The following is a 20,248-nucleotide window of genomic DNA, read 5'->3' as shown; positions in this document are numbered from 1 at the left end:
TCGGAACGCTCCCCACGGGGAGAAGACTGCCCCACCCGGGCGGCCGGTTCCACAAGGGGCCGCCGGTGCGTGAACGCACGGCCCCGCCGGCACGTACGCACGGGGAGGAAACGGGGAACGCCCCCGCGCACCACCGGAGGTACCGGGCCCGTGACCACCACGAAGAGCGCCTCCCGCGACGGCGGCGAGCGCGCGGCCACCGCACCGGACGGGGGCACCCCGCCGGCGACCCGGCGGCTCGACTCCCCGCTGCTGCTGACCCTGCTGCTGATCACCGCGGTGATGTTCCAGGACCCGGTGCGCGGGGCGCTGGCCGCGCCGGTGATGCAGAGCTGGATGACGGTGTTCGTCGCGGTCCTGGTCCAGGCACTGCCGTTCCTGGTGCTGGGGGTGCTGCTGTCCGCGGCGATCGCGGTGTTCGTGCCGCCGTCCTTCTTCGCCCGCGCCCTGCCCCGGCACCCGGTGCTGGCAGTGCCGGTGGCGGGCGCGGCCGGTGCCGTGCTTCCGGGCTGCGAGTGCGCGTCCGTGCCGGTGGCCGGCGCGCTCGTCCGCCGGGGGGTCACACCGGCGGCGGCGCTGGCGTTCCTCCTGTCGGCGCCCGCCATCAACCCGATCGTGCTGACGGCGACGGCCGTGGCGTTCCCCTCGAACCCGGAGATGGTCCTGGCCCGTTTCGTGGCGAGCCTGCTCGTGGCCTGCGCCATGGGCTGGCTCTGGCACCGGCTCGGCCGCGCGGACTGGCTGCGGCCCCCGGCCCGGGCCTCCTACGAGGGGCAGGGCAAGGGGGCGGCCTTCTGGGGTTCGGTCCGCCACGACGTGGTGCACGCGGGCGGGTTCCTCGTCGTCGGCGCGATGGCCGCGGCGACGCTGAAGGCGGTGGTCCCGGCGCACTGGCTGGGCGCGGCGGCCGGCCACCCGGTGCTGTCGGTCCTGGTCCTCGCGGCGCTGGCCGTGCTGCTGTCCATCTGCTCCGAGGCGGACGCGTTCGTCGCCGCCTCCCTCACCCAGTTCTCCCTGACGGCCCGGCTGACGTTCCTGGTCGTCGGCCCGATGATCGACCTGAAGCTCTTCGCGATGCAGGCGGGCACCTTCGGCCGCGCCTTCGCGCTGCGCTTCGCCCCCGCGACCTTCGCCCTGGCCGTGCTCGTGTCGGCCCTGACCGGAACGGTCCTGCTGTGAACCGCCTCGCCCAGTCGGCCCTGCTGTTCCTGCTCGGCGCGACGCTTCTGCACGCCGGCACGACCGACCTCTACCTCCGCTACGTCAAGGAGGGGCTGCGCCCCCTGGTACTGCTGGCGGGCGCGGTCCTGATCGCCACGGCGGCGGCGACCCTCTGGTACGACCGCCGCCGCGCCCCGGCGGACGACCACGGGCACCGCGAACCCCGCGTCTCCTGGCTGCTCGTCCTGCCGGTCTTCGCCCTGATCCTGGTCGCACCGCCGGCCCTCGGCTCCTACAGCGCGACCCACACCGGCACGGCCCTGACCGAGCCCCTCGGCTTCCCGCCCCTGCCCGCCGGCGACCCCCTGCGCCTCGCCGTGGCGGACTACGCCGGCCGGGCCGTCTACGACGACGGCCGCTCCCTGCGCGACCGCGAGGTGCGGATCACCGGTTTCGTCGCCCTCGACCGCGCGGGCACCCCGTACCTGGTCCGCATGGGCCTCAACTGCTGCGCGGCGGACGCCCAGCCGGTCAAGATCGCCCTGACCGGCGACATCCCCCCGGTGCTGCGCCCGGACACCTGGCTGGAGATCACCGGCCACTACACCCCGCGCCGCACGAAGGACCCGGTCAACGGTGGCCCGATCCCGTACGTCGACGTCACGGGCTCCCGCCCCGTCCCCGCCCCGAAGGACCCCTACGACGAGACGTCGAACGGCTGAACTCCGGTGTGGCAGGCGCCGATCGGGGTACTCGGATCTGCCGCTGATCAGCGAGGGGGGCTGATGACCACACTCGAGACCCGGCGAGCGGGGAGCGGAGTCACCGCGTCGGCGAGGCGCGAACGGGCGAAGGCCGACGACCGGGCGAACCTGGTCCTGGCGACCCTGGGCGCGGCGCTGACCGCCCTGCTCGCGGCGATCACCACGGGCGTCCTGACGCCGGCCCAGTACGCCGTAGTGCCTCAACTCCTGCTGTGGACCGGCTGCGCGGCCTGCGCCCCGTCGCTGTTCCTGCTGAACCTGGCCGCCGGCCCCGGCCCGACCGTCACGGCGAAACACCGCCGCACCCGGCACGCGATGCTCTGGGGCGCGGCGTTCCTCGCGCTCACGACGGCGGGCACGCTGACCGGGACGCTGACCTGACCGGGACGCTGACCTGACCTGACCTGACCTGACCTGACCTGACCTGACCTGACCTGACCTGACCGGACGCTGACCTGACCGCCGGATGGCCTGACCGCCGGCCGTCACACCGCCGGATGGATGGCGAACACCCGGGCCGGGAAGCCGGAACCGCCGTGCGGCCGGGGCCAGGAGGCGACGAGCAGCGAGCCCGCCTCGGGGACCCGGTCCAGCTGGGTGAGCAGCTCCAGCTGCCAGCGGTCGCGGGCGAGCACGTACTCCTCCAGGCCGTAGTCCCCCGCGGAGGCGGCGAGCCCCGGGTCGGTGTCGGCCTGCTCGTGACCGATGGCGGTCACACCCGCGTCCTCGAACAGGTACCGCAGGACCTCCCGCGACCAGCCCGGGGTGTGGCGGACACCGGCGTCGTCCCGGTTGTCCATCGCCACCGGGTCCGGCCAGCGCTTGCTCCAGCCGGTGCGCAGGGCGACGAACGAGCCGGCGGGGACGGGCCCGTTGCGGCGTTCCCAGGACGCCACGTCGTCCGGGGTGGGGGTGGCGTCGGGGTCGGCGGCGACCCGGTCCGTGATGTCGAGCACGACCAGCGGCAGGACCATCTCCCGCACCGGGATGCGGTCCAGGGTGCGGGCCCCGGCCACGAAGTGCGAGGGCGGGTCCACATGGGTGCCCCACTGGCCGGCGAGGGTGTAGCGGTGGACGGTGAAGCCGTCGCCGCGTGCCACGTCGAAGAGGGTCTCGCGCCGCTCGTCGCCGAAGCCGGGGAAGTGCGGCTGGCCCGGGCGGAAGGCGTGGGTGAGGTCGGTGAACACGGTGCCCTCGGTCAGTTCCCGGTGCAGGGCCCACAGCCGGGGCTCCGCGCCGCTCACCGTGTCCTGCCCAGCGTGTCCTGCCGTTCCGCGGTGGCGTGGGCGGAGCGCGGGGCGGTTCCCGGGCTGTCGCCTCCGGCTTTGCCGGCGCCGGCCCGGGTCATGGCGACGCCGGCCAGGACCACGGCCATGCCGAGCACCACGCGGACGCCGACCTGCTCGCCCAGGACGACGACGCCGAGGAGGACGGAGACCACCGGCAGCAGGTAGCCGACCACGGCCGCGTTGGTGGCGCCCTCGTCGTTGATGATGCGGTACGTGAGGTGGAACGTGACGGCGGTGCAGAGCACGCTGAGGGCCACGGCGGCCACCAGCACCACCGGCGAGAGGTCCACCGGCTCCAGGCCGCCCACCGGCAGGGCCACGGCGGTCAGTCCGCTCGCCGCCAGCAGCTGGGCGGACGACAGGGAGAGGGTCGGCGTGCCCCGGCGGACCAGGGTGCGGCCCATGTAGGTGAACGCCACGGCATAGCTGGCGGCCGCGCCGAGGATGGCCAGGGCGCCCCAGCCGACGGCCCCCGAGGTGTGCCAGGGGGCGAAGATGACGATCGTGCCGGCGAAGCCGAGCAGGAGCCCGCCGAGCCGGACCGGCCGGATGCCGCGCTCCGAGCCCAGGAGGAGACCGAGCACCACCGACCACAGCGGGGTCGTCGCGTTCAGGACCCCGGCGAGTCCCGAGCCCACCGTCTGCTGGCCCAGGCTGAACAGCGCGAAGGGCAGGGCGTTGCAGAAGAAGGCCGCGACGACCAGGTGACGCCAGACGGCGGCCCCTCGCGGCAGCCTCCGTCCCGTTGCCCGGGCCGCGCCGAGGAGCACGAGCGCGCCGAGGAGACAACGGACGAACGTGACCTGGAGCGGGGAGAGCCCGCGCAGCGCCAGTTCGATCCACAGGAAGGTCGAGCCCCACAGCAGGGCGAGCACGGCCACCCGCACCCCGCCCCGCAGGCCCCTTGTCCCACCGTCCACCTCGGCCCTCCTTCGCCGGGCCCCGACGGGCCCGCACTCTCGACGGTGCCTCACGGATGGATTGAGCACAAGCAAATGGTTCTGCACATTCTGTTAAGCTGGACTACATGCTCGATGTGAGGCGACTGCAGGTCCTGCGCGCGGTGGTCACCAGCGGCACCGTCACCGCCGCGGCGGCCCACCTGGGCTACACCCCGTCCGCCGTCAGCCAGCAGGTCGCGGCACTGGAGAAACAGGCCGGCACGGCACTGCTGGAGCGGGTCGGCCGGGGTGTGCGGCCCACGCCCGCCGGTCTGCTGCTCACCGAGCACGCGGCGCTGATCGGCTCGGCGGTCGCTCAGGCCGAGTCCGCCCTGGCCGACCTGCGGGCCGGCCGCACCGGACGCCTCGCGGTGCGCTACTTCGCCACCGCGGGATCCACGCTGGTCGCCCCGGCCCTGGCCCGGCTGCGGGCCGATCACCCCGGTGTCCGGGTCGACCTGCGGCTCACCGACCCGGAGGACCCGTTCCAGGACGTGGCGCGTGGCCGGGCCGACCTGGCCGTCGTCGTCCAGGCCCCGGGCCGCTCGGGCGAGGGGTTCGAGCTCGTACGCCTCCTCGACGACCCGTACGCGGCGGTGCTTCCCGCCGGTCATCCGCTCGCCGGCGAGGACGTCGTCGACCTGCACGAACTGGCCGGTGAGCACTGGGTGGGCAGCGAGCCGCCCGGGCCGTGCCTGGAGCCGGTGACCGAGGCCTGCGCGGCGGCCGGCTTCAGCCCCGACTTCGTCATCCAGAGCGAGGACTACGCCACCGCGCAGGGCTTCGTCGCGGCCGGTCTCGGTGTCGGCCTGATGCCGCGCCTGGGGCTGCGCACCCTGCATCCCGGTGTCGTCGTCCGCCCGGTCCGCAACCCCGAGCCGGTCCGGGTGATCTCGGCCGCCGTCCGGAGCACCGCGCTCGAACAACCCGCCCTGCGCGGGCTGCTGGACGCGCTGCGGGATGCGGCCACCACCGCCGATCCGCCCCTGCACGGCCGGGACTGAGCGCGCGTGCGGCGGGAGCGGGCGGCGGCGGCGGGCCGGGCCCGTCTCACGCGGCGCGGTCGGCGGTGACGGCCGGTACCGCGGCGAGGCTCACCACGCTGGAGAAGATCTCCCGGTCGTGCTGCCAGGCGCCGACGCGCACCAGCCCCTGGTCCGGCAGCCGCTCGGTCTCCAGCCGGCACGGGGCGTCCATCTCCGCGTACTTGACGAAGTCGGAGTCCATGCCGGTGACGACGGCGGAGCGCGGGTGGGCCGTGGCCAGGGCCGCCTGCCGGGCGGCTTCGAGCAGCAGCATCCCCGGGGCGTGGTCCACGACATGGTCGAAGAAGAAGGGGTGAGTGGTGTCGACGCGCAGCTGCCAGCGGTCGGGCAGGTCCGTCGCGGCCAGCACCACGTCCTCGAACCGGTCGCGGCCGAACGCCGTGAGGCCGGCCGGGGGCGGCAGCGGAACGGCCCGCGCGGTGGCCGCGGCGGCATCGGCGTAGGCACCGCGCAGCCGGTTGTAGACGGTGCGGTCCTGGATGGTGAACCGGGAGCGCGCGGTGGCCAGCCGGCGGCCGTCGCGCGTCACTTCGGCGCGCAGCGAGATGCCGGCCGCCCGTTCCCGGCGGTAGGTCACCTCGTCGCAGGTGATGTGCAGTTCGAGCTCCGCCGGATCGCCGTCGGCGTACGCGGCGGAAGGGTCGAGCGTCCAGTCGAAGTCCTTCCACAGCAACTGGTGCCCGAACGGCACCTGGTAGGCGCCGTGGGACAGCAGCGGCAGCGTCTGGCGGACCGTCTCGCAGAGCAGGAGCGGATCGTGCAGACCCAGGCGGTTGCCGTAGAACGGGTGCGCGGCGGGCCAGACGGCGGTGACCGTGAAGGAGTCGGACGCGGTCCGCCGCCAGGTGCGCAGCAGCACTTCACTCTCGTTCGTCTTGTGGGTGAAAGACGGAGATATCACGTTAAAACGGCTGTCTTCGAGGCAGTGCTGGGCGATGTCGATGGACACGAGGTCCCCCCTGGATGCGGTGGCTCTGCGAATGGGCACGCGCAACTGAAGCGGCGTCGTTGGTCGTGACAGGCCGACGCCGACGTGAATAAAATAGAGGTCGTTCTTTTTGTTTGTCTACGGGTACTAGGGAGACTGCCGATGGCACGGCAACGGCAGGAACGCGCGGAACGCACTCGCGCCACACTCATCCGCGCGGCGGCCGAGGTCTTCGACCAGGCCGGATACCGCGGTGCGGGGCTGAACACGATCCTGCAGCGGGCCGGCATGACCACCGGCGCCATGTACTTCCACTTCAAGTCGAAGGAGGAACTGGCGCGCGCGGTCATCGTCGAGCAGGCCGCCGGGCTGCGCTGGCCCACCGGAACGCAGGGTCTGCAGCAGCTGATCGACGTCTGCGGGTACCTGGCCGTGCAGATGCGCTCCGACGTGCTGTTCCGGGCCGGTGTCCGCCTCGCCGTCGAGCAGAGCGAGGTGAACCTCCTCGACTACTCGATCTACGACTGGTGGGCCGAGCGGTTCGGGATCTACCTGGCCGAGGCCCGCGAACTCGGCCAGCTGCACCCGCAGGTCGACGTGGCCGCCTTCGCTCAGGTCCTGGTCGCCTCCTACACCGGCACGCAGATCATGTCCCGCCTGGCCAACAACCGGGACGACCTGCCCGGCCGCATAAACGAGATGCTGCGCTGCCTGCTCCCGGCCATCGCACCGCCGGACGTCGTCGCCGCGCTGCGGTTCCCCGCCGACGGCGGCCGCCTGCCGGAGACGGCCGCCGCCGACGCCGCGGACGGTGCCGCTTCATGAGACCGGTCCGGGTGCTGCTGACGGGCTCGACCGGCTTCGTCGGCCGGGCCGTGCTCGACCGGCTGAGGAAGGAGCGGGCCCTGGGCCGGGACCTCGAGGTGCGGGCCCTCGCCCGGGCCGTGCCGGAGGGGCCGCGGGAGCCGGGCGTGGAGTGGCTGCGCGCGGACCTGTCCGACCCGGCCTCGGTGGCCGGGGCGGCGAGCGGCGCGGACGTCCTCGTCCACCTGGCCTGCCGGGTGGACGGCAGCGCCGAGCAGTGCGAGCGGACGAACGTCGGCGGCACCCGCGCGATCGTCCGGGAGGCCCGTCGCGCCGGCGTGGAGCGCATCGTCCAGCTCTCCACGGCGGCGGTGTACGGCCCCGGGCCGCACAGCGGCATCCCCGTGGACGGGGTCGCGCCCGCACCCGTCTCGGCGGCCAGCAGGACCCGGCTGGCGGCCGAGGGGATCGCGCTGGAGGCGGGCGCCGTCGTCCTGCGTCCCGGGCTCGTCCTCGGCGCGGGGGACCGCTGGGTCGTGCCCGCGCTCGGCGAACTGCTGCGGCGGGTTCCGGCCCGCTGGGACGGCGGGCGCGCGCAGCTGTCCCTCGTGGCCGTCGAGGACCTGGCCCGGCTCGTCGCGGCCCTGGCCACCGGACCGGAGCCGGCCGGCCCGGGTGTCTTCCACGCGTCCCACCCGGTGCCGGTGCGCAACGGCGAGCTCATGACGCGGCTCGCGGAGCTGGACGTGCTGCCCGCGGCCGGGCCCGACTGGTCCTGGGAGCGGTGCCTGGAACGGCTGCGGCAGTCGCCGGGCCGCATCAGCGAGCGGCAGTTCGCCCTGCTTGCCCGGGACCACTGGTACGCCGGCGAGGAGATCTGGCGACTGACCGGCTGCGCCCCGGGCCCCGGGCCGCTCTACCGCCTGGCGGCGGCGGCCCCCTGGTACCGACGACAAGCGCCGGCGGCCTGAGGCAGCCGCCGGTCCCGGGCGTGGCCCGGCGGGGCTTTCGGTGACGCGGGGGCTCGACGCCCGGCAACCGGCGGCATCCGAGGCCGAATCGGCTGCGGCGCGGCAGCCGGTGGCGGTTTCGCTGGGGCGTGGCAGCCGGTGGCAGGCGGCGTGGTGTCCCGGTGGCGGGGGCGCTCGGCGCGGCGCCCCGGGTATCGGCGGGGGAGTTCGTGCGTCCTGGGTGGCGGCGCTCGTCCCGACGCCCCGTGACCGGCGGCCCCGGCGGTGAATCGGCTGCGGCGCGGCAGCCGGTGGCGGCTTTGCCGGGGTGCGGCAGTCGATGGCAGGCGTCGTGGTGTCCCGGTGGCGGGAGCCCTCGGCGCGGCGCTCGTCCCGACGACGTCCAGCAACCGGCGGCACCTGACGCCGAATTGGCTGCGGCGCGGCAGCCGGTGGCGGCTTCGCTGGGGCGCGGCAGCCGGCCGTCGTTGTCGGCGTGGTGCGGTGTCGTGAGCGGGGCCGGTGTGCCTCGGTGAGTGTGAAGGGCCGGCAAGGAAGTCGGGGAGTTCGCAGGCGACTTGGCCAAGCCGTTTCGGGTTCGTGCGCGGTGGGAGCCCTCCGCGGCGCCCGGCGGTACGTTCGCAGGACCGGGCCCGTGGGGCTTCCGTCGCCCCGCCGTGCGGGCGGGCCGGAGCCCTCGCCGGGCCCTCCCCGGGCACGTGGAGCGCGCACCCGCCGTCCGGGCGGCCCGTGGGATTCAGTCCCCGCGATGGATACCGAGGTCAAGCCCATGGTGAAGCAGGTGAGAGCGGAACGCACCCGTCAGGCGCTGATCGCGGCGGCGGCCGAGGAGTTCGACCGGCAGGGATACGCCGGTACCTCGCTGTCCGCCGTGCACCGGGCCTGCGGCGTGACGATGGGGGCACTCACCTTCCACTTCCACGCCAAGGCCGACCTGGCGACCGCCGTCTGCCGCGAGGCCGAGGACCTCACCCGGCGGGCCCTGGCGTGCCTCAAGCCCACCGAAGCGCTGCCACCGGTCGCGGAGTTCACCTTCGTCGTCGCCCGGCTGCTGGAGGAGGAGGTCACCGTGCGCGCGGCGGCCCGGCTCGCCCGGGAACAGGCCGTCACGCCGTGCTGGCAGACCGCCTGGCGCGACGCCCTCCGTGAACTGGTGGCTCCGACGCGGCGGATGGCCGCGAGCGGCGGCGATGCGCTCGCCGACCGGCTGGAGCTGCTGGCGGTCTACCTCACGGCGGGGGCCGAGGCGGCGCTGCGGGCGGGCCGCCCCGGCCGGGACGTGCAGACCGAACTGGTCCGCCTGTGGGCCCTGGTGCTCGTGCCCGGACCGCTCCCCGGCATGGACCGGCGCCCGGCCGGCGTCACGACCCGCCCCGAGCCCTCCCGGTCCCCGTAGGGGCCGCCCACGCACTGCCGTTCATCCCCTCACGAAAGAGCTCACTCCATGACTCGACGCTGCGCGCTCGTCACTGGTGCCTCCCGGGGCATCGGAGCCGCCATCGCCTCCGAACTCGCCACCGCCGGACACCGCGTGGCGGTGCACTGCCGGGCCGACACGGCCGCCGCCGAGGCCGTGCTCGACTCCCTGCCCGGGACCGGCCACGTCCTCGTCACCGGCGACGTCGGCGCCCCCGGCGCGGCCCGGGAGGTCATCGGCTCCGCGGTCGAGCAACTGGGCACGGTCGACGTGCTCGTCAACAACGCCGGGCTGTACGCCGAACAACCCGTGGCGACGACGTCCTACGAGGACTGGCAGGCCGCCTGGCGGCGCCTGGTCGACGTCAACCTGCTCGGCCCGGCCGACCTGATCTGGTGCCTGGTCGACCACCTGCGCCACCGGATCCAGGGGCCCCAGGGCGCCTGCGTGGTCAACGTCGGCTCCCGCGGCGCCTACCGCGGGGAGCCCGACGCCCCCGCCTACGGCGCGACCAAGGCCGCCCTGCACGCCCTGACCCAGTCGCTCGCCCAGTCCCTCGGCCCGCTGGGCATCGCGGTGTCCGCCGTGGCCCCGGGCGTCGTCCGCACCGATCTGACCGAGCCCATGCTCGCCGGTGACGCCGAGGAGGCGATCCGCCGGCAGAGCCCGCTCGGCAGGATCGCCGTCCCGTCCGACGTCGCGGCCGCGGTGGCCTGGCTGAGCAGCGCCCCCGCCGAGTGGTGCAGCGGCGCCGTCCTCGACGTCAACGGCGCTTCCCACCTGCGCTGACCACCCGGCCCACCCGACCACGCACCCCCTGAGGAAACGGAGACACCGTGCGCGCCGCACTCCTGCAGATCGCCGTACGACCCGGGGAGCCGGCCGAGGAGCGGCGGCTCCGGGCGGCCGCCCTCGTGCGCGAACAGCGCACCGCCGACCTGGTGATGCTGCCCGAGCTCTGGACGGTCGGCGCCTTCGCCTTCGAGGCGTTCGCCGCGCACGCCGAGCCACTGGACGGCCCGACGGCCCGGGCGATGGGCGCCGCGGCCGCCGACGCGGAGGTCTGGCTGCACGCCGGCTCGATCGTCGAACGCGACCCGACGGGCGGCCTGTTCAACACCTCCCTGGTCTTCGCACCCGACGGCCGGCTGCACCGCACCTACCGCAAGATCCACCGCTTCGGCTTCGACCGGGGCGAGGCCGCCCTGCTGGGCCGGGGTGAGGAGACCGTCACGACCCCGCTCGGCGCGGGCCCGACGGCTGGTCTCGCCACCTGCTACGACCTGCGCTTCCCCGAGCAGTTCCGGCTGCTGGTGGACGCGGGCGCCGAACTGCTCCTCGTCCCCGCCGGGTGGCCCGCCGCCCGCCGGGCCCACTGGTCGCTGCTGGCGCGGGCCCGGGCCGTGGAGTCCCAGGCGTACGTCCTGGCCTGCGGCACGGCGGGGGCGCACGCCGGGGTGGCGCAGGCCGGCCACAGCGTCGTCGTCGATCCCTGGGGCGAGGTCGTGGCCGAGGCGGGCGCGGGGGAGGAGGCGCTCGTCGCCGAGCTCGATCTCGCGCTCGTGGCCAGGACGCGCGCCGAGTTCCCGGCTCTCGGCGATCGAGTGCTCGGTGTGCCGACGCCCCGCTGACCGGCGCCCGGCGCCCGGTGCCGTCCACCCCGCACACCGCGGGGAGGGCGGCATCTGCCGTCTGTGCAAGTGGAGTTGGTGTTTCTCCGGCAACCTCTTGCGGCTGATGCGGCAGACGTGTAACACTCTTTCGCGAAGGAGTGTGTCCGCTTCCGGCCCCCTTCGCATCGTCACCGCGTCGCCCTCGGGCGGCGCTTTTTTGTTGCCCGCGCGAGCTTTCGCCGCGGTGCCCGTCCCCGCGCACGGTGCCCCTTCCCGCACCCTGCCCGACCCTCTCCCCGGTGAGGCGACCAGTGACCATGGCAGACCCGACCACCTCCGACTCCCCTTCCGGGGCGTGCACGTCACGTCGATGCCGCCGTACGGCCGGCTCCGGCGCGCTGCGACGCAGGCCCGCCCTGCCCGGCGCCCGGCTCTGCGGCTCCTGTGCACGCGCCCTGCGCGCCGACCTGGCCGCCCTGCCGGAGCTCCACCAGGACAGCGAGGAGCACCTGATCCTGCCCGCCCGGCAGGCCGGACTGCCCCGGGTGACCGGCCACCGGCCGCAGGCGCCGCCCGTGAGCGAGGAGGCGCTGCAGGCCCGGCACGACACCGTCGTGCGCCTGGCCTTCTGGGCCCGGCTGGTCCTGGAGGAGGCCGCGCCCGCCCCGGCTCCGCCGGACCGGACGGCGCCCGCCCCGGCTCCGCCGGACCGGACCGTGGCCGCGCTGGCCGCCTTCCTCGGCCGGCACGCCGACGTCCTGGCCGCCCTTCCCGCGGCCGGCACGGCGGCCGACGAGATCGCGCACGCGGCCACGGCCCTGCGCCGGATCGTCGCGCCGCCCCGGCCCGCCCTGGTGCCGCTCGGCCGGTGCGTCGAGCCGGGCTGCGAGGCCGAGGTGTCGCTGCCCGGGCGCGGCGGTGACGGTCTGGTCCTGCGCGGACCGATGTGCGGGGCCGGCCACGTACTGACCCCGCGCCAGTGGCTCCTGCTGAGCCGCCGACAGCACACCTCCCCCGACAAGGAGACGGCATGACCGGCGACCGGACCACCCGCGGCGCACGTGTCCCCACCTCGCTCGCGGCGCTCGCCCTCGGCGTCCGTGAGGGCACCATCCGCCAGTGGGCGCGCCGCGGCAGGATCACCCGCTACGGCACCCGACGCCAGGCGCTGTACGACCTGAACGAGCTGGCCGCACTGGCGGCCGGGGAGGACGCGCCCGCCACCGGCGTCACCAAGGCCCGCGCCGCCTGACCGGGCGGCGCCACCCCCGGCAGCACCCGCACCTCATCCCACCCCACCCCATCCCACCGTCCGGCGCATGCGCCGCGCGGCGCCGACGCATGCCCGGACACGGGCCGCCGGCCCCCTTCTTCGAGGAGTGAAGCAGCAGTGGAGACCTCGCACACGACACCGTGGCAGCAGAACTGGCAGGCGCGGCGCGACCCCTTCGCCGAGGAGTGCTTCGCAGCACGCGACAGCCTGCTCGCCGACCTGAAGGACCCGGCCGCCGCACAGGCCCGCGTCCTGGACGACCTCATCGACATCGGCGTGAGCGCGCTGCACTGGAAGGAGCGCGGCTACGACGTGGTCGCCGCCGACCCGTCCCGCTTCCGGTCGGTCCTGCCGGTCATGCGCTACGACGACTTCGCCGAGCAGATCGACCGGGAGACCCGGACCAAGGGCGGCATCCTCTCGTGCAGCCCGGTCCTGCGCTGGCTCAAGACCAGCGGCACCACCGGCGACCCCAAGCGGGTCCCCTACACGCTGCACTGGCTGCTGACGTACCGCATCCCCGCCATGAAGGCCATGTGGGGCACCTACCTCCAGCACCACCCCGAGATCCTCGCCCATCCCTGGGCCACCCTGGACACGCAGACCGTCCGCGAGGACGTCTACGACTTCGTGCACGGGGTCGAGCACCAGGCGATCAGCAACCGGCACCCGCAGATCAACAGCCGCGACTGGAACCCGCCGTGGTACGACTCGCCCTGGTTCGGCCCCGGCACGCCCGCCGGCCACGCCGAACGGATGTACCACCGCGTCCGGCACCTCGTCGGCAAGGACCTGCACTACATCTCGGCGATCAACCCCAGCACCCTCGTGTCGCTGCGCGACCTCATCGCCGAGCACGGCGACCGGCTGGTGCGCGATCTGCGCGACGGCACCCTGGACGGCCGGCCCTGCGCCGAGCCCGACGAGGACGCGGCCCGTCACCTGGAACGGGTCCTGGCCGAGGACGAGTTCAGCCTGGTCGACATCTGGCCGTCGCTGACGCTGTACAGCTGCTGGCTGTCGGCGTCGGCCGAGCTGTACCGGCCGCGTCTGGACGCCGTGCTGCCCGGCGTGGCCAAGCTGCCGTTCATGAGCTGCGGGACGGAGGGCGTCACCACCATCCCCGTGGACGACACCCTGGACAGCCAGCCGCTCGCCGTCGGCCAGGCGTACTTCGAGTTCGTCCCCGCCGACGTACCGCTCGGCACCCTGCTCGACGCCGGTGAGGAGATCGAGACGCTGCTCCACGACGAGGTGGAGGCGGGGCGCGACTACCACCTGATCATGTCGCAGGGCAACGGCCTGTACCGCCTGTGGACCGGCGACATCTACCGGGTCGACCGCGTCGTGGACGGCACGCCCTGGATCCACTTCACCCACCGGGACGGCGTCTTCCACTCCTTCACCGGCGAGAAGATCACCGAAAGCCAGGTCACCCAGGCCATCCGGCAGGGCCTCGCGCACAGCGGCCTGGACACCGGGCTGTACATGTGCGGTCCGCGCTGGGACGAACTGCCCTCCTACACCGTCGTGGTGGAGGTGCCGGCCCCGAGTGCCGCGCTGGACGGCGCGCTGTCCGCGGCGATCGACCGCGAACTGTCCGTCATCAACATCGAGTACGCGTCCAAGCGGGACAGCGGCCGCCTCGCCGGGCTGAACGTGCGGACCGTGGCGCAGGGCGCCATCGCCGGGTACGTCGAGTCGCGGCGCCAGCAGGGCAACGCCACCCAGTACAAGTACAAGCCCTTCCAGAAGGACACGGACTTCGCCGACGCGATCCTCGCCGGCTGACACCGCGGGGCACGGCCCCACCGACCACCCCTCACCTCAGGAGAACCCGTCATGATCGAGACCCTCAGGCCCCCGCAGAACACCCGCCGGGAGATCGTCGACCTGCCGTGCGGCGACACCCGCCTCGCCCTGCACGTGTGGCGGCCGGAACGGATCAAGGGAGCCGTCTTCTACTTCCACGGACTGCAGAGCCACGCCGGGTGGCTGTGGGAGGTGGGGCCCCGGTTCGCCGACAACGACATCGCCTTCTTCGTCCTCGACCGGCGCGGCAGCGGCATCAGCCCCGGCCCGCGCAACGAGATACCGGACGCGGACACCCTCCTCGGCGACTACGCGCAGGCCGTCGCCCACGTACGGGAGATGATCGGCGAGAGCGTGCCGCTGTCCCTGTTCGGGCACTGCCTCGGCGGCTCCTTCCTGGCCGCCCTGCTGTGCCACGAGGAGTTCACCACCTCCTACGACGCGGCCGTCTTCTGCTCCTCCTGGCTCGGCCGCATGCACGCCACCCTCGACGCGGACGCCCGCGCGGCCGTCGCCGAGGACACGAGCGAGGAACCCTGGGACGCGGGCCTGCAGTCCGCCGACTTCACCGACGAGGTGAAGTACCAGCACTTCATCGACCACGACGACCTGGCCGTACGGCAGTTGACGCGCCGCTCGCGGGCCGTCCTGCTCGACCTGGAGCGGCGCTACCTGAGCCGGGGCCGCGCGCACCCGAACGTCCCCGCGGCGACCTTCGTCTCCGGCATGACCGACCCGATCGTCGACCTCGACGCCGCCCACCGCGTCTTCCAGGACCTCGTGTCCGGGCGCGGCGCGATCGTCAAGTTCCCCACCGACCGGCACTACCTCTTCTACACCGACGTCAGCGGCGACCTGGTCGACTGGACCTCGACGTACACCCTGCTCCGGGGCGTGAACCGTGGCGCCTGAGGGCGGCCGGGCCCGGCTGTACCACGTACGGCTGCCGATGCGGACGCCGTTCGACCACCCCGCCGCCCGGCGCCGCAGCTCCGACAGCCTGGTGCTGAGACTGTCGGCGGACGGCACGGACGGCATCGGTGAGTGCGCGCCCCGGTCGTACGTCACCGGCGAGACCACCGCGAGCGTGCGCACCGCGCTGGGCCAGGTGGACCTCGGGGCCCTGTCCCGGCTGCTGACGGGCCGGCCGCCCGAGGAGACGCTGGGTGCGCTGCACCGGGACGGGTTCGCGCGGACCTTCGGTGTCGACGGCGGGAACAACCTGCTGTGCCTGCTGGAGACGGCCGTCCTCGACTGGCTGGGCCGCCGCACCGGCACCGGCGCCCGCGCGCTGCTGCCCGGGACGTCACCCGGGCCCGCGACCCTGCCCGTGTCGCAGGTGCTCGATCTCAGCCTGGACGCCGAGGAGTTCCTCGCCGGCCGCGGTCCCTTCCACTTCGTGAAGATCAAGGCGTCGGACGACATCGAGCGCGACGCCCGCACGGTCCGCACGATCCGCGACAAGCTCGGCGACGGCGTACCGGTCATGGTCGACGCCAACATGAGCTGGAGCCCCGGCGACTGCGTCGGCCACGCCCGCCGGCTGGGCGAGGCCGGCGCCGACTGGGTCGAGGAACCGCTGCCCCGCAAGTCCTGGCAGGCGTTGCGCAGGCTGCGCCGCGAGGGAGGGGTGCGCATCATGCTGGACGAGTCGGTGTGCACGGCCCGCGACGCCAGGGTGGCGATCGAGTCCGGGGCCTGCGACGCGTTCAACATCCGTGTGTCGAAGAACGGGGGACCGCTGCCCGCCGCCCGGCTCGTCGCCCAAGCCCGGCAGCACGGTCTCGGCTTCCAGTTCGGCGTCCAGGTGGCCGAGGTGGGCCCGCTGATCAACGCGGGCCGGGCCCTGGCCTTCGGCCACCCGGACGCCCTCACCGTCGAGGCCGGCCAGTCCGACCGGTTCTTCCCGGAGATGATCGTGGTCCCGCCCCCGGCCGTCGACCGGCACACCAACACCCTGTCGCCCGCGGGCGGCACCGGCTGGGGCATGGACCTCGCCCCGTACGCGGAACGCTGGGCCGTCGCCGACCTCTGAGACCGGCCACCTCCCGCACCCCTGCGCTGCTCCTCTGCGCCACGCCACGCCCCTCACCCGTGCCCGAAAGGCTGGACACCCATGACCGTACTGTTCGAATGCACCTATCAGGGCCGCCGCCTCGTCGGCCTCGGCCTGCCCCGGGCCGGTGAGCCCCTGCGCCTCGCCGCACTGCCGGCCGGGGAGCCGGCGCGGGCCCTGGCCGAGGGCCGCGACCTCACGGCCCTGCTCGCCGGCGCGCCGGAGGTGACCGTCCCCGCGGAGGCGCTCGACCAGGTGTCCTTCCGGCCGCCGCTGCTGCCGGAGCACCCCGGGGACGCCATGGTCGGCGGGTTCATGCAGACCCACAACGTCAAGGTGGACGCGGACACCCCGTCCCAGCCGAACTGGTTCCTCAAGGGCCTCGGCGACGTGCTGAGGACCTCCGGGGAGGACCTGCGGGCCCCCGCCGGTGCGGTGGCGCTCACCGAGGAGGCCGAGATCGTCCTCGTCTACGTCACGGCCGCGGACGGCACGCCCCGGTACGTCGGCCACACCTTCGGCAACGACCTCACCGACATCGGCCGCTTCCGGCGCCACCGGGGCCATCTCTCCTACGCCAAGCTGTGCGACGCCGCCGTCGCGCCGTGGCTGTTCCTCGGCGAACCGCCGCGCCACGTCACCGGCCGCGTGACCGTGGAGCGGGACGGCGAGACCCGCTACCGGGGCGAGTTCACCACCGGAACGAAGGCCCTGCACTACGGGCTCGACGCCATCATGTCCGAACTGTTCGCCCACGACGCCCTGCTGGCCCCGGGCCGGGTGCACTACGTCTACATCGGCGCCGACCGCAGCAGCTTCCACGGCGGCTACCGCATGACCGACGGGGACCGGGTCACGCTGGACTTCACCAGCCACGGCGTCACCCTGTCCAACACCGTGCGATGTGCCTCGCCGGCGCTCGCGGCCGCCGGGCGCGAGGCATCGTGAGGCGGGACGGCCGGGCCCCCGGGGCCGGTGACCGCGTCCGCGGACTCAGCGACACGGAGGCCCGGTTCGCCTACGCCCACGCCCTCACGGGAGGGGGCCGGATCACGACCTCCTTCACGGTGGACGGCCGGTTCTCGCAGGGAAGGGTCGAGCGGGCCGTGCGGCAGTGGACGGTCCGCCTGCCGCTGCTCTCGCTGCGGATCGCCGGCACCGGGGACGGGCTGTGCTTCCACGGCCCGGTGCCCGGTGCCGAGGGTGGGGAGCGGCTGTGGGACCTGCGCGTCGGTCACGGACCGTCCGGGGACACATGGTTCGCCCTCACCCTGCATCCGGCGATCGGTGACGCCTACTCCACCGGGAGGCTGGTGAGGCTGCTGCTGGACGCCCTGCTCGGCGCCCCGCACACCGGCTCCGCCGGCCCCGCCCGAGAGGCCCTGCCGCCCGACACGGACGAGCTGACCTACGAGGCCGGCGTCGGCTGTGCGTGCGGCGGCTGCGGGTCCGCCGGGCCCCGCCGGGTCCGCGGCACCGCACCGGCGCGGCAGGGGGGCGGGCCGGTGCCCGGCGGCCGTGCGGACGGTGCCGTGACGCTCACGCTGACCGCCCGGGAGAGCCGCCGGCTGCGGGACTGGTGCGCCCGGCACCGGGTGACGGCCGGGGGGTACCTCACGAGCGTGCTGGCCGAGGCGCTCGCCCGGGAGACCGGCGGCGGCGAGGTCGCCGTGGCCACGGCGATGTCGCTGCGGCGGCGGTACGCCGAGCGGACGCTCATCACCGAGCCGGGGTGCGTCCAGACCATGGTCGGGGCCCGGTTGCGGGTGGGCACCGGTGGCGAACCCCTGGGGCGGGCCCGTGCGCACGCGACCGCCCTGTGCTCGGCCCGGCGTGCCTGGCGTCCCGTGCGGTGCGGGCACGCCGTGGTCCGCCGGGCGGTCGAGCGGGCGGCGGAGGCCGCCGTGCCGGAACTGCATGTCACCGACGCCGGATGCGTCGACACCGCGCTCGGCGCGCACGCCGCGCGGGTCACCGCCCTGTGCACGACGGCCGGCCACGGCGGCGTGGGGCCGGGCGGCTCGCTGTATCTGTCCACGTTCAAGGGCGGGTTGACGCTGGCCCTGTCCTCGCGCGGGCTCGGTGAGCACTGGGCCGCGCTGGCCGAGCGGGAGCTGCGCGCGGCGTTGCCGCCGCTGTCGGTGCTCTCCGCCGCCGCGGGCGACCGGGTGTGACCTCGCAGGTGGGGGCGGTGGCCCCAGCCGGACTCCACTAAGTCGCAAGCGTGGCCGGACTTCTGCTTTGAAAACAAAGAGATCACTCTTTATTGTTTTGGAGCGGGCCTCGCACCGGCGGGTCCGAGCGCAGCGACCCGTCAGACCAGAGGAGGGGAACGCGTCATGGTGAGAGCGTTGTCCACGCCCGCGTCACGTCCCCGGGCCGGTTCCGTCGCACGGCACGCCGCCTTCGACGGCTTCACCGCGGAGCTCTTCGGCCGGCTGCCGCGCGTCGACCAGCGCAGATGGGCCCAGGCCTACACCCGGGGCCTGCTGGTCACACCGGGCCGCAAGACGGTACGGCGGCTCGCGGCCTGCGTCTCCGACTCCGCCACCGCCGCCCAGGCGCTGCACCAGTTCGTCAACGCCAGCCCCTGGGACTGGGAACCGGTCCGCGCCCGCCTCACCGACTGGGCCGTCCGCCGGTCCACGCCCCACGCCCTCGTCCTCGGCGCCGCGGTGCTGCCCAAGCGGGGCGACCGCTCCTGCGGGGTGCACCGGCGCTTCGTCCCCGGCGAGGGCCGCACCGTCAACTGCCAGGTCGGCATCGGCGCGTTCCTCGCCGTGGAGAGCGGCACCGTCCCCGTCGACTGGCGGCTGCTGCTGCCCGGGCCCTGGTCCCAGGACCCCGAACTGCGCGGCCGGGCCCGCGTCCCCGGCTCCGCGACCGGTGACGAGGACTCGGCCTGCGCCCAGGCGCTGGCCCTCGTCGACGCCTTCACCCGGCGCCGGCGCGAGAGGGGCCCGGAGCCGGCGGCCGGCGCGGACGCCCTTCCGGTCGTGGCCGACCTGTCCGGGTTCGCGGACGCCGCCGCCCTGGCCGCCGGACTCGCGGCCCGCGGACGGCGGTTCGTGCTCGCCGTACCGGACGGACTGGTCGTCGTGCCGGAGCGGGCCGTCGCCGCCGACCGGGGGGCGGCCGGTGTGCGGGTGCGGGACGTGCCCGCCTCCCACCGGTCCCGGCCGTCCCTTCCCCGGCCGGCCGCCGTGGCGACGGGGAGGGTGCGCCTCCCCGGCCTCCCCGTCGCCCTCCGGCTGGTCGGCGAGCGGCTGCCGGACGGCACCGGTGAACGGGTCTGGCTCACCGACCTCGTGGACCGGCCACCCCGTGAGGTGGTGGCACTGGGCCGGCTGGCGACGGACGCCGCCCGCACGGTGGACCGCATGGCCGAGGACTTCGGACTGCGTGCCTTCGAGGGGCGTTCGTACCCCGGCTGGCACCACCACATGACCCTGGTCTGCGCGGCGTACGCCTACGGCACCCTCGGCTCCACGCCGCCGCCCACCCCCGCCGTCCCGTCGCGGTCCGCCCGCGGCCCCCGTGCCGGCCGCCCGCCCCGCGGCGCCCGCACGCCGTCCGCACCGGCCCGGACCGCACCCCCGGCCCCCGCCCCGTCCTCGACGCGGCACGGTCCGGCGGCCCCGGCGCCATCGCCGGTTCCGGCCGGGGTGCCGGAGCGCGATGCGCGGGACGGGTTGTCGGGTGCGCACCCGTCGGTGGTGCGGGCGCGAACGTCCGGGTCTCCGACGGACGTCGGCGCTGCGGCGCCCGAGCGCGATCCGTGGGACGGGTTGTCGGGTGCGCACCCGTCGGTGGTGCGGGCGCGAACGCCCGGGTCTCCGACGGACGTCGGCGCCGGGGTGCCCGAGCGCGATGCGCGGGACGGGTCGGCGGGAGCGCGCATGCGGGCGGTACGGGCGCGAACGCCCGGGTCTCCGACGGACGACGGCACGGACCGCCCCCGGACTCCCACCTCCGCAGCACGCACCCCGCAGGGCGTGCCCTCGCCGGACCGCGCCCGAATCCTCACCTCCGCCGCACGCACCCCGCAGGGCGTGCCCCGGCCGGACCGCGCCCGAATCCTCACCTCCGCCGCACGCACCCCGCAGGGCGTGCCCCCGCCGGACCGCGCCCGGATTCCCACCTCGGCCGCACGCGCCTCGCAGGGCGTGCCCC

At 74.9% G+C, this 20,248-nt stretch carries 19 protein-coding genes and 1 pseudogene; 17 read left to right on the top strand and 3 right to left on the bottom strand.

The features are described 5' to 3' along the window. Positions 1-150: 150 nt before the first annotated feature. From ACZ4M5_RS21525 to ACZ4M5_RS21515, 3 genes are all read left to right on the top strand, one after another. Entirely contained in the window at positions 151-1,179 is a 1,029-nt protein-coding gene (locus ACZ4M5_RS21525) for a permease (protein ID WP_467739094.1), read from the top strand. After that, on the top strand, positions 1,176-1,883 hold the full coding sequence (locus tag ACZ4M5_RS21520; RefSeq protein WP_467739092.1) for a TIGR03943 family putative permease subunit: 708 nt from the start codon (positions 1,176-1,178) through the stop codon (positions 1,881-1,883). The genes ACZ4M5_RS21525 and ACZ4M5_RS21520 overlap by 4 nt, the downstream gene beginning before the upstream one ends. 63 nt (positions 1,884-1,946) lie before the next feature. Then, entirely contained in the window at positions 1,947-2,306 is a 360-nt protein-coding gene (locus tag ACZ4M5_RS21515) for a hypothetical protein (RefSeq protein WP_467739090.1), read from the top strand. A 104-nt stretch (positions 2,307-2,410) separates the two neighbouring features. Here the strand turns inward: ACZ4M5_RS21515 and ACZ4M5_RS21510 are convergent, their stop codons facing one another. Next, positions 2,411-3,169, bottom strand: coding sequence for a cyclase family protein (locus ACZ4M5_RS21510; RefSeq protein WP_467739088.1), 759 nt, complete (start codon positions 3,167-3,169; stop codon positions 2,411-2,413). After that, a complete protein-coding gene (locus ACZ4M5_RS21505) occupies positions 3,166-4,134 on the bottom strand; it encodes a DMT family transporter (RefSeq protein WP_467739086.1) in 969 nt (322 codons plus the stop codon). Before ACZ4M5_RS21505 ends, ACZ4M5_RS21510 begins: the two co-directional genes overlap by 4 nt. A 107-nt stretch (positions 4,135-4,241) precedes the next feature. Between ACZ4M5_RS21505 and ACZ4M5_RS21500 the strand changes: the two genes are divergently transcribed. Continuing rightward, a complete protein-coding gene (locus ACZ4M5_RS21500; RefSeq protein WP_467739084.1) occupies positions 4,242-5,159 on the top strand; it encodes a LysR family transcriptional regulator in 918 nt (305 codons plus the stop codon). A 46-nt stretch (positions 5,160-5,205) separates the two neighbouring features. Here ACZ4M5_RS21500 and ACZ4M5_RS21495 read toward each other — a convergent pair whose 3' ends face one another. Further along, a complete protein-coding gene (locus ACZ4M5_RS21495; protein ID WP_467739082.1) occupies positions 5,206-6,150 on the bottom strand; it encodes a ScbA/BarX family gamma-butyrolactone biosynthesis protein in 945 nt (314 codons plus the stop codon). Between the two features lie 141 nt (positions 6,151-6,291). On the opposite strand from ACZ4M5_RS21495, the gene ACZ4M5_RS21490 reads away from it, so the two are divergent. From ACZ4M5_RS21490 to ACZ4M5_RS21430, 13 genes and pseudogenes are all read left to right on the top strand, one after another. After that, entirely contained in the window at positions 6,292-6,954 is a 663-nt protein-coding gene (locus ACZ4M5_RS21490) for a ScbR family autoregulator-binding transcription factor (RefSeq protein WP_467739080.1), read from the top strand. Continuing rightward, positions 6,951-7,904, top strand: a complete 954-nt coding sequence (locus ACZ4M5_RS21485) for an NAD-dependent epimerase/dehydratase family protein (protein WP_467739078.1) — start codon at positions 6,951-6,953, stop codon at positions 7,902-7,904. The genes ACZ4M5_RS21490 and ACZ4M5_RS21485 overlap by 4 nt, the downstream gene beginning before the upstream one ends. A 748-nt stretch (positions 7,905-8,652) precedes the next feature. Then, on the top strand, positions 8,653-9,300 hold the full coding sequence (locus tag ACZ4M5_RS21480) for a TetR family transcriptional regulator (RefSeq protein WP_467739076.1): 648 nt from the start codon (positions 8,653-8,655) through the stop codon (positions 9,298-9,300). Positions 9,301-9,348: 48 nt separating this feature from the next. After that, the gene (locus ACZ4M5_RS21475) at positions 9,349-10,110 is read left to right on the top strand and encodes an SDR family NAD(P)-dependent oxidoreductase (RefSeq protein WP_467739074.1); all 762 of its coding nucleotides are present in this window, start codon (positions 9,349-9,351) and stop codon (positions 10,108-10,110) included. A gap of 47 nt (positions 10,111-10,157) precedes the next feature. Then, the gene (locus ACZ4M5_RS21470) at positions 10,158-10,952 is read left to right on the top strand and encodes a nitrilase-related carbon-nitrogen hydrolase (protein ID WP_467739072.1); all 795 of its coding nucleotides are present in this window, start codon (positions 10,158-10,160) and stop codon (positions 10,950-10,952) included. A gap of 299 nt (positions 10,953-11,251) precedes the next feature. Beyond that, positions 11,252-11,968: a hypothetical protein gene (locus ACZ4M5_RS21465; RefSeq protein WP_467739070.1), complete on the top strand. Its 717-nt coding sequence runs from the start codon at positions 11,252-11,254 to the stop codon at positions 11,966-11,968. Then, the gene (locus tag ACZ4M5_RS21460) at positions 11,965-12,186 is read left to right on the top strand and encodes a hypothetical protein (protein WP_467739068.1); all 222 of its coding nucleotides are present in this window, start codon (positions 11,965-11,967) and stop codon (positions 12,184-12,186) included. Before ACZ4M5_RS21465 ends, ACZ4M5_RS21460 begins: the two co-directional genes overlap by 4 nt. 138 nt (positions 12,187-12,324) lie before the next feature. After that, complete coding sequence (locus tag ACZ4M5_RS21455) at positions 12,325-13,998, top strand: GH3 family acyl-acid amido synthetase (protein WP_467739066.1); 1,674 nt, start codon at positions 12,325-12,327, stop codon at positions 13,996-13,998. A 51-nt stretch (positions 13,999-14,049) separates the two neighbouring features. Beyond that, positions 14,050-14,931 (top strand): alpha/beta fold hydrolase, encoded by an 882-nt coding sequence (locus tag ACZ4M5_RS21450; protein ID WP_467739064.1) that lies wholly within the window; start codon positions 14,050-14,052, stop codon positions 14,929-14,931. Further along, complete coding sequence (locus ACZ4M5_RS21445) at positions 14,921-16,054, top strand: enolase C-terminal domain-like protein (protein WP_467739062.1); 1,134 nt, start codon at positions 14,921-14,923, stop codon at positions 16,052-16,054. Before ACZ4M5_RS21450 ends, ACZ4M5_RS21445 begins: the two co-directional genes overlap by 11 nt. A gap of 81 nt (positions 16,055-16,135) precedes the next feature. Further along, on the top strand, positions 16,136-17,023 hold the full coding sequence (locus tag ACZ4M5_RS21440) for an FAH family protein (RefSeq protein WP_467739060.1): 888 nt from the start codon (positions 16,136-16,138) through the stop codon (positions 17,021-17,023). Then, positions 17,020-18,249, top strand: a complete 1,230-nt coding sequence (locus ACZ4M5_RS21435) for a hypothetical protein (protein ID WP_467739058.1) — start codon at positions 17,020-17,022, stop codon at positions 18,247-18,249. The genes ACZ4M5_RS21440 and ACZ4M5_RS21435 overlap by 4 nt, the downstream gene beginning before the upstream one ends. A gap of 165 nt (positions 18,250-18,414) precedes the next feature. Further along, positions 18,415-19,581, top strand: a pseudogene (locus ACZ4M5_RS21430) (IS701 family transposase); the annotation flags it as partial. Positions 19,582-20,248: the final 667 nt, after the last annotated feature.

This window comes from Streptomyces sp. NPDC026246 (assembly GCF_055567995.1).
Note: the sequence above shows the minus strand (reverse complement) of the source record. Positions and strands in the feature narration are given on the sequence as shown.

Coding starts and splice junctions, on each gene's coding strand:
- ACZ4M5_RS21515 (WP_467739090.1), top strand. CDS start 1,947: ATGACCACACTCGAGACCCGGCGAGCGGGGAGCGGAGTCACCGCGTCG.
- ACZ4M5_RS21500 (WP_467739084.1), top strand. CDS start 4,242: ATGCTCGATGTGAGGCGACTGCAGGTCCTGCGCGCGGTGGTCACCAGC.
- ACZ4M5_RS21490 (WP_467739080.1), top strand. CDS start 6,292: ATGGCACGGCAACGGCAGGAACGCGCGGAACGCACTCGCGCCACACTC.
- ACZ4M5_RS21485 (WP_467739078.1), top strand. CDS start 6,951: ATGAGACCGGTCCGGGTGCTGCTGACGGGCTCGACCGGCTTCGTCGGC.
- ACZ4M5_RS21480 (WP_467739076.1), top strand. CDS start 8,653: ATGGATACCGAGGTCAAGCCCATGGTGAAGCAGGTGAGAGCGGAACGC.
- ACZ4M5_RS21475 (WP_467739074.1), top strand. CDS start 9,349: ATGACTCGACGCTGCGCGCTCGTCACTGGTGCCTCCCGGGGCATCGGA.
- ACZ4M5_RS21465 (WP_467739070.1), top strand. CDS start 11,252: ATGGCAGACCCGACCACCTCCGACTCCCCTTCCGGGGCGTGCACGTCA.
- ACZ4M5_RS21460 (WP_467739068.1), top strand. CDS start 11,965: ATGACCGGCGACCGGACCACCCGCGGCGCACGTGTCCCCACCTCGCTC.
- ACZ4M5_RS21450 (WP_467739064.1), top strand. CDS start 14,050: ATGATCGAGACCCTCAGGCCCCCGCAGAACACCCGCCGGGAGATCGTC.
- ACZ4M5_RS21440 (WP_467739060.1), top strand. CDS start 16,136: ATGACCGTACTGTTCGAATGCACCTATCAGGGCCGCCGCCTCGTCGGC.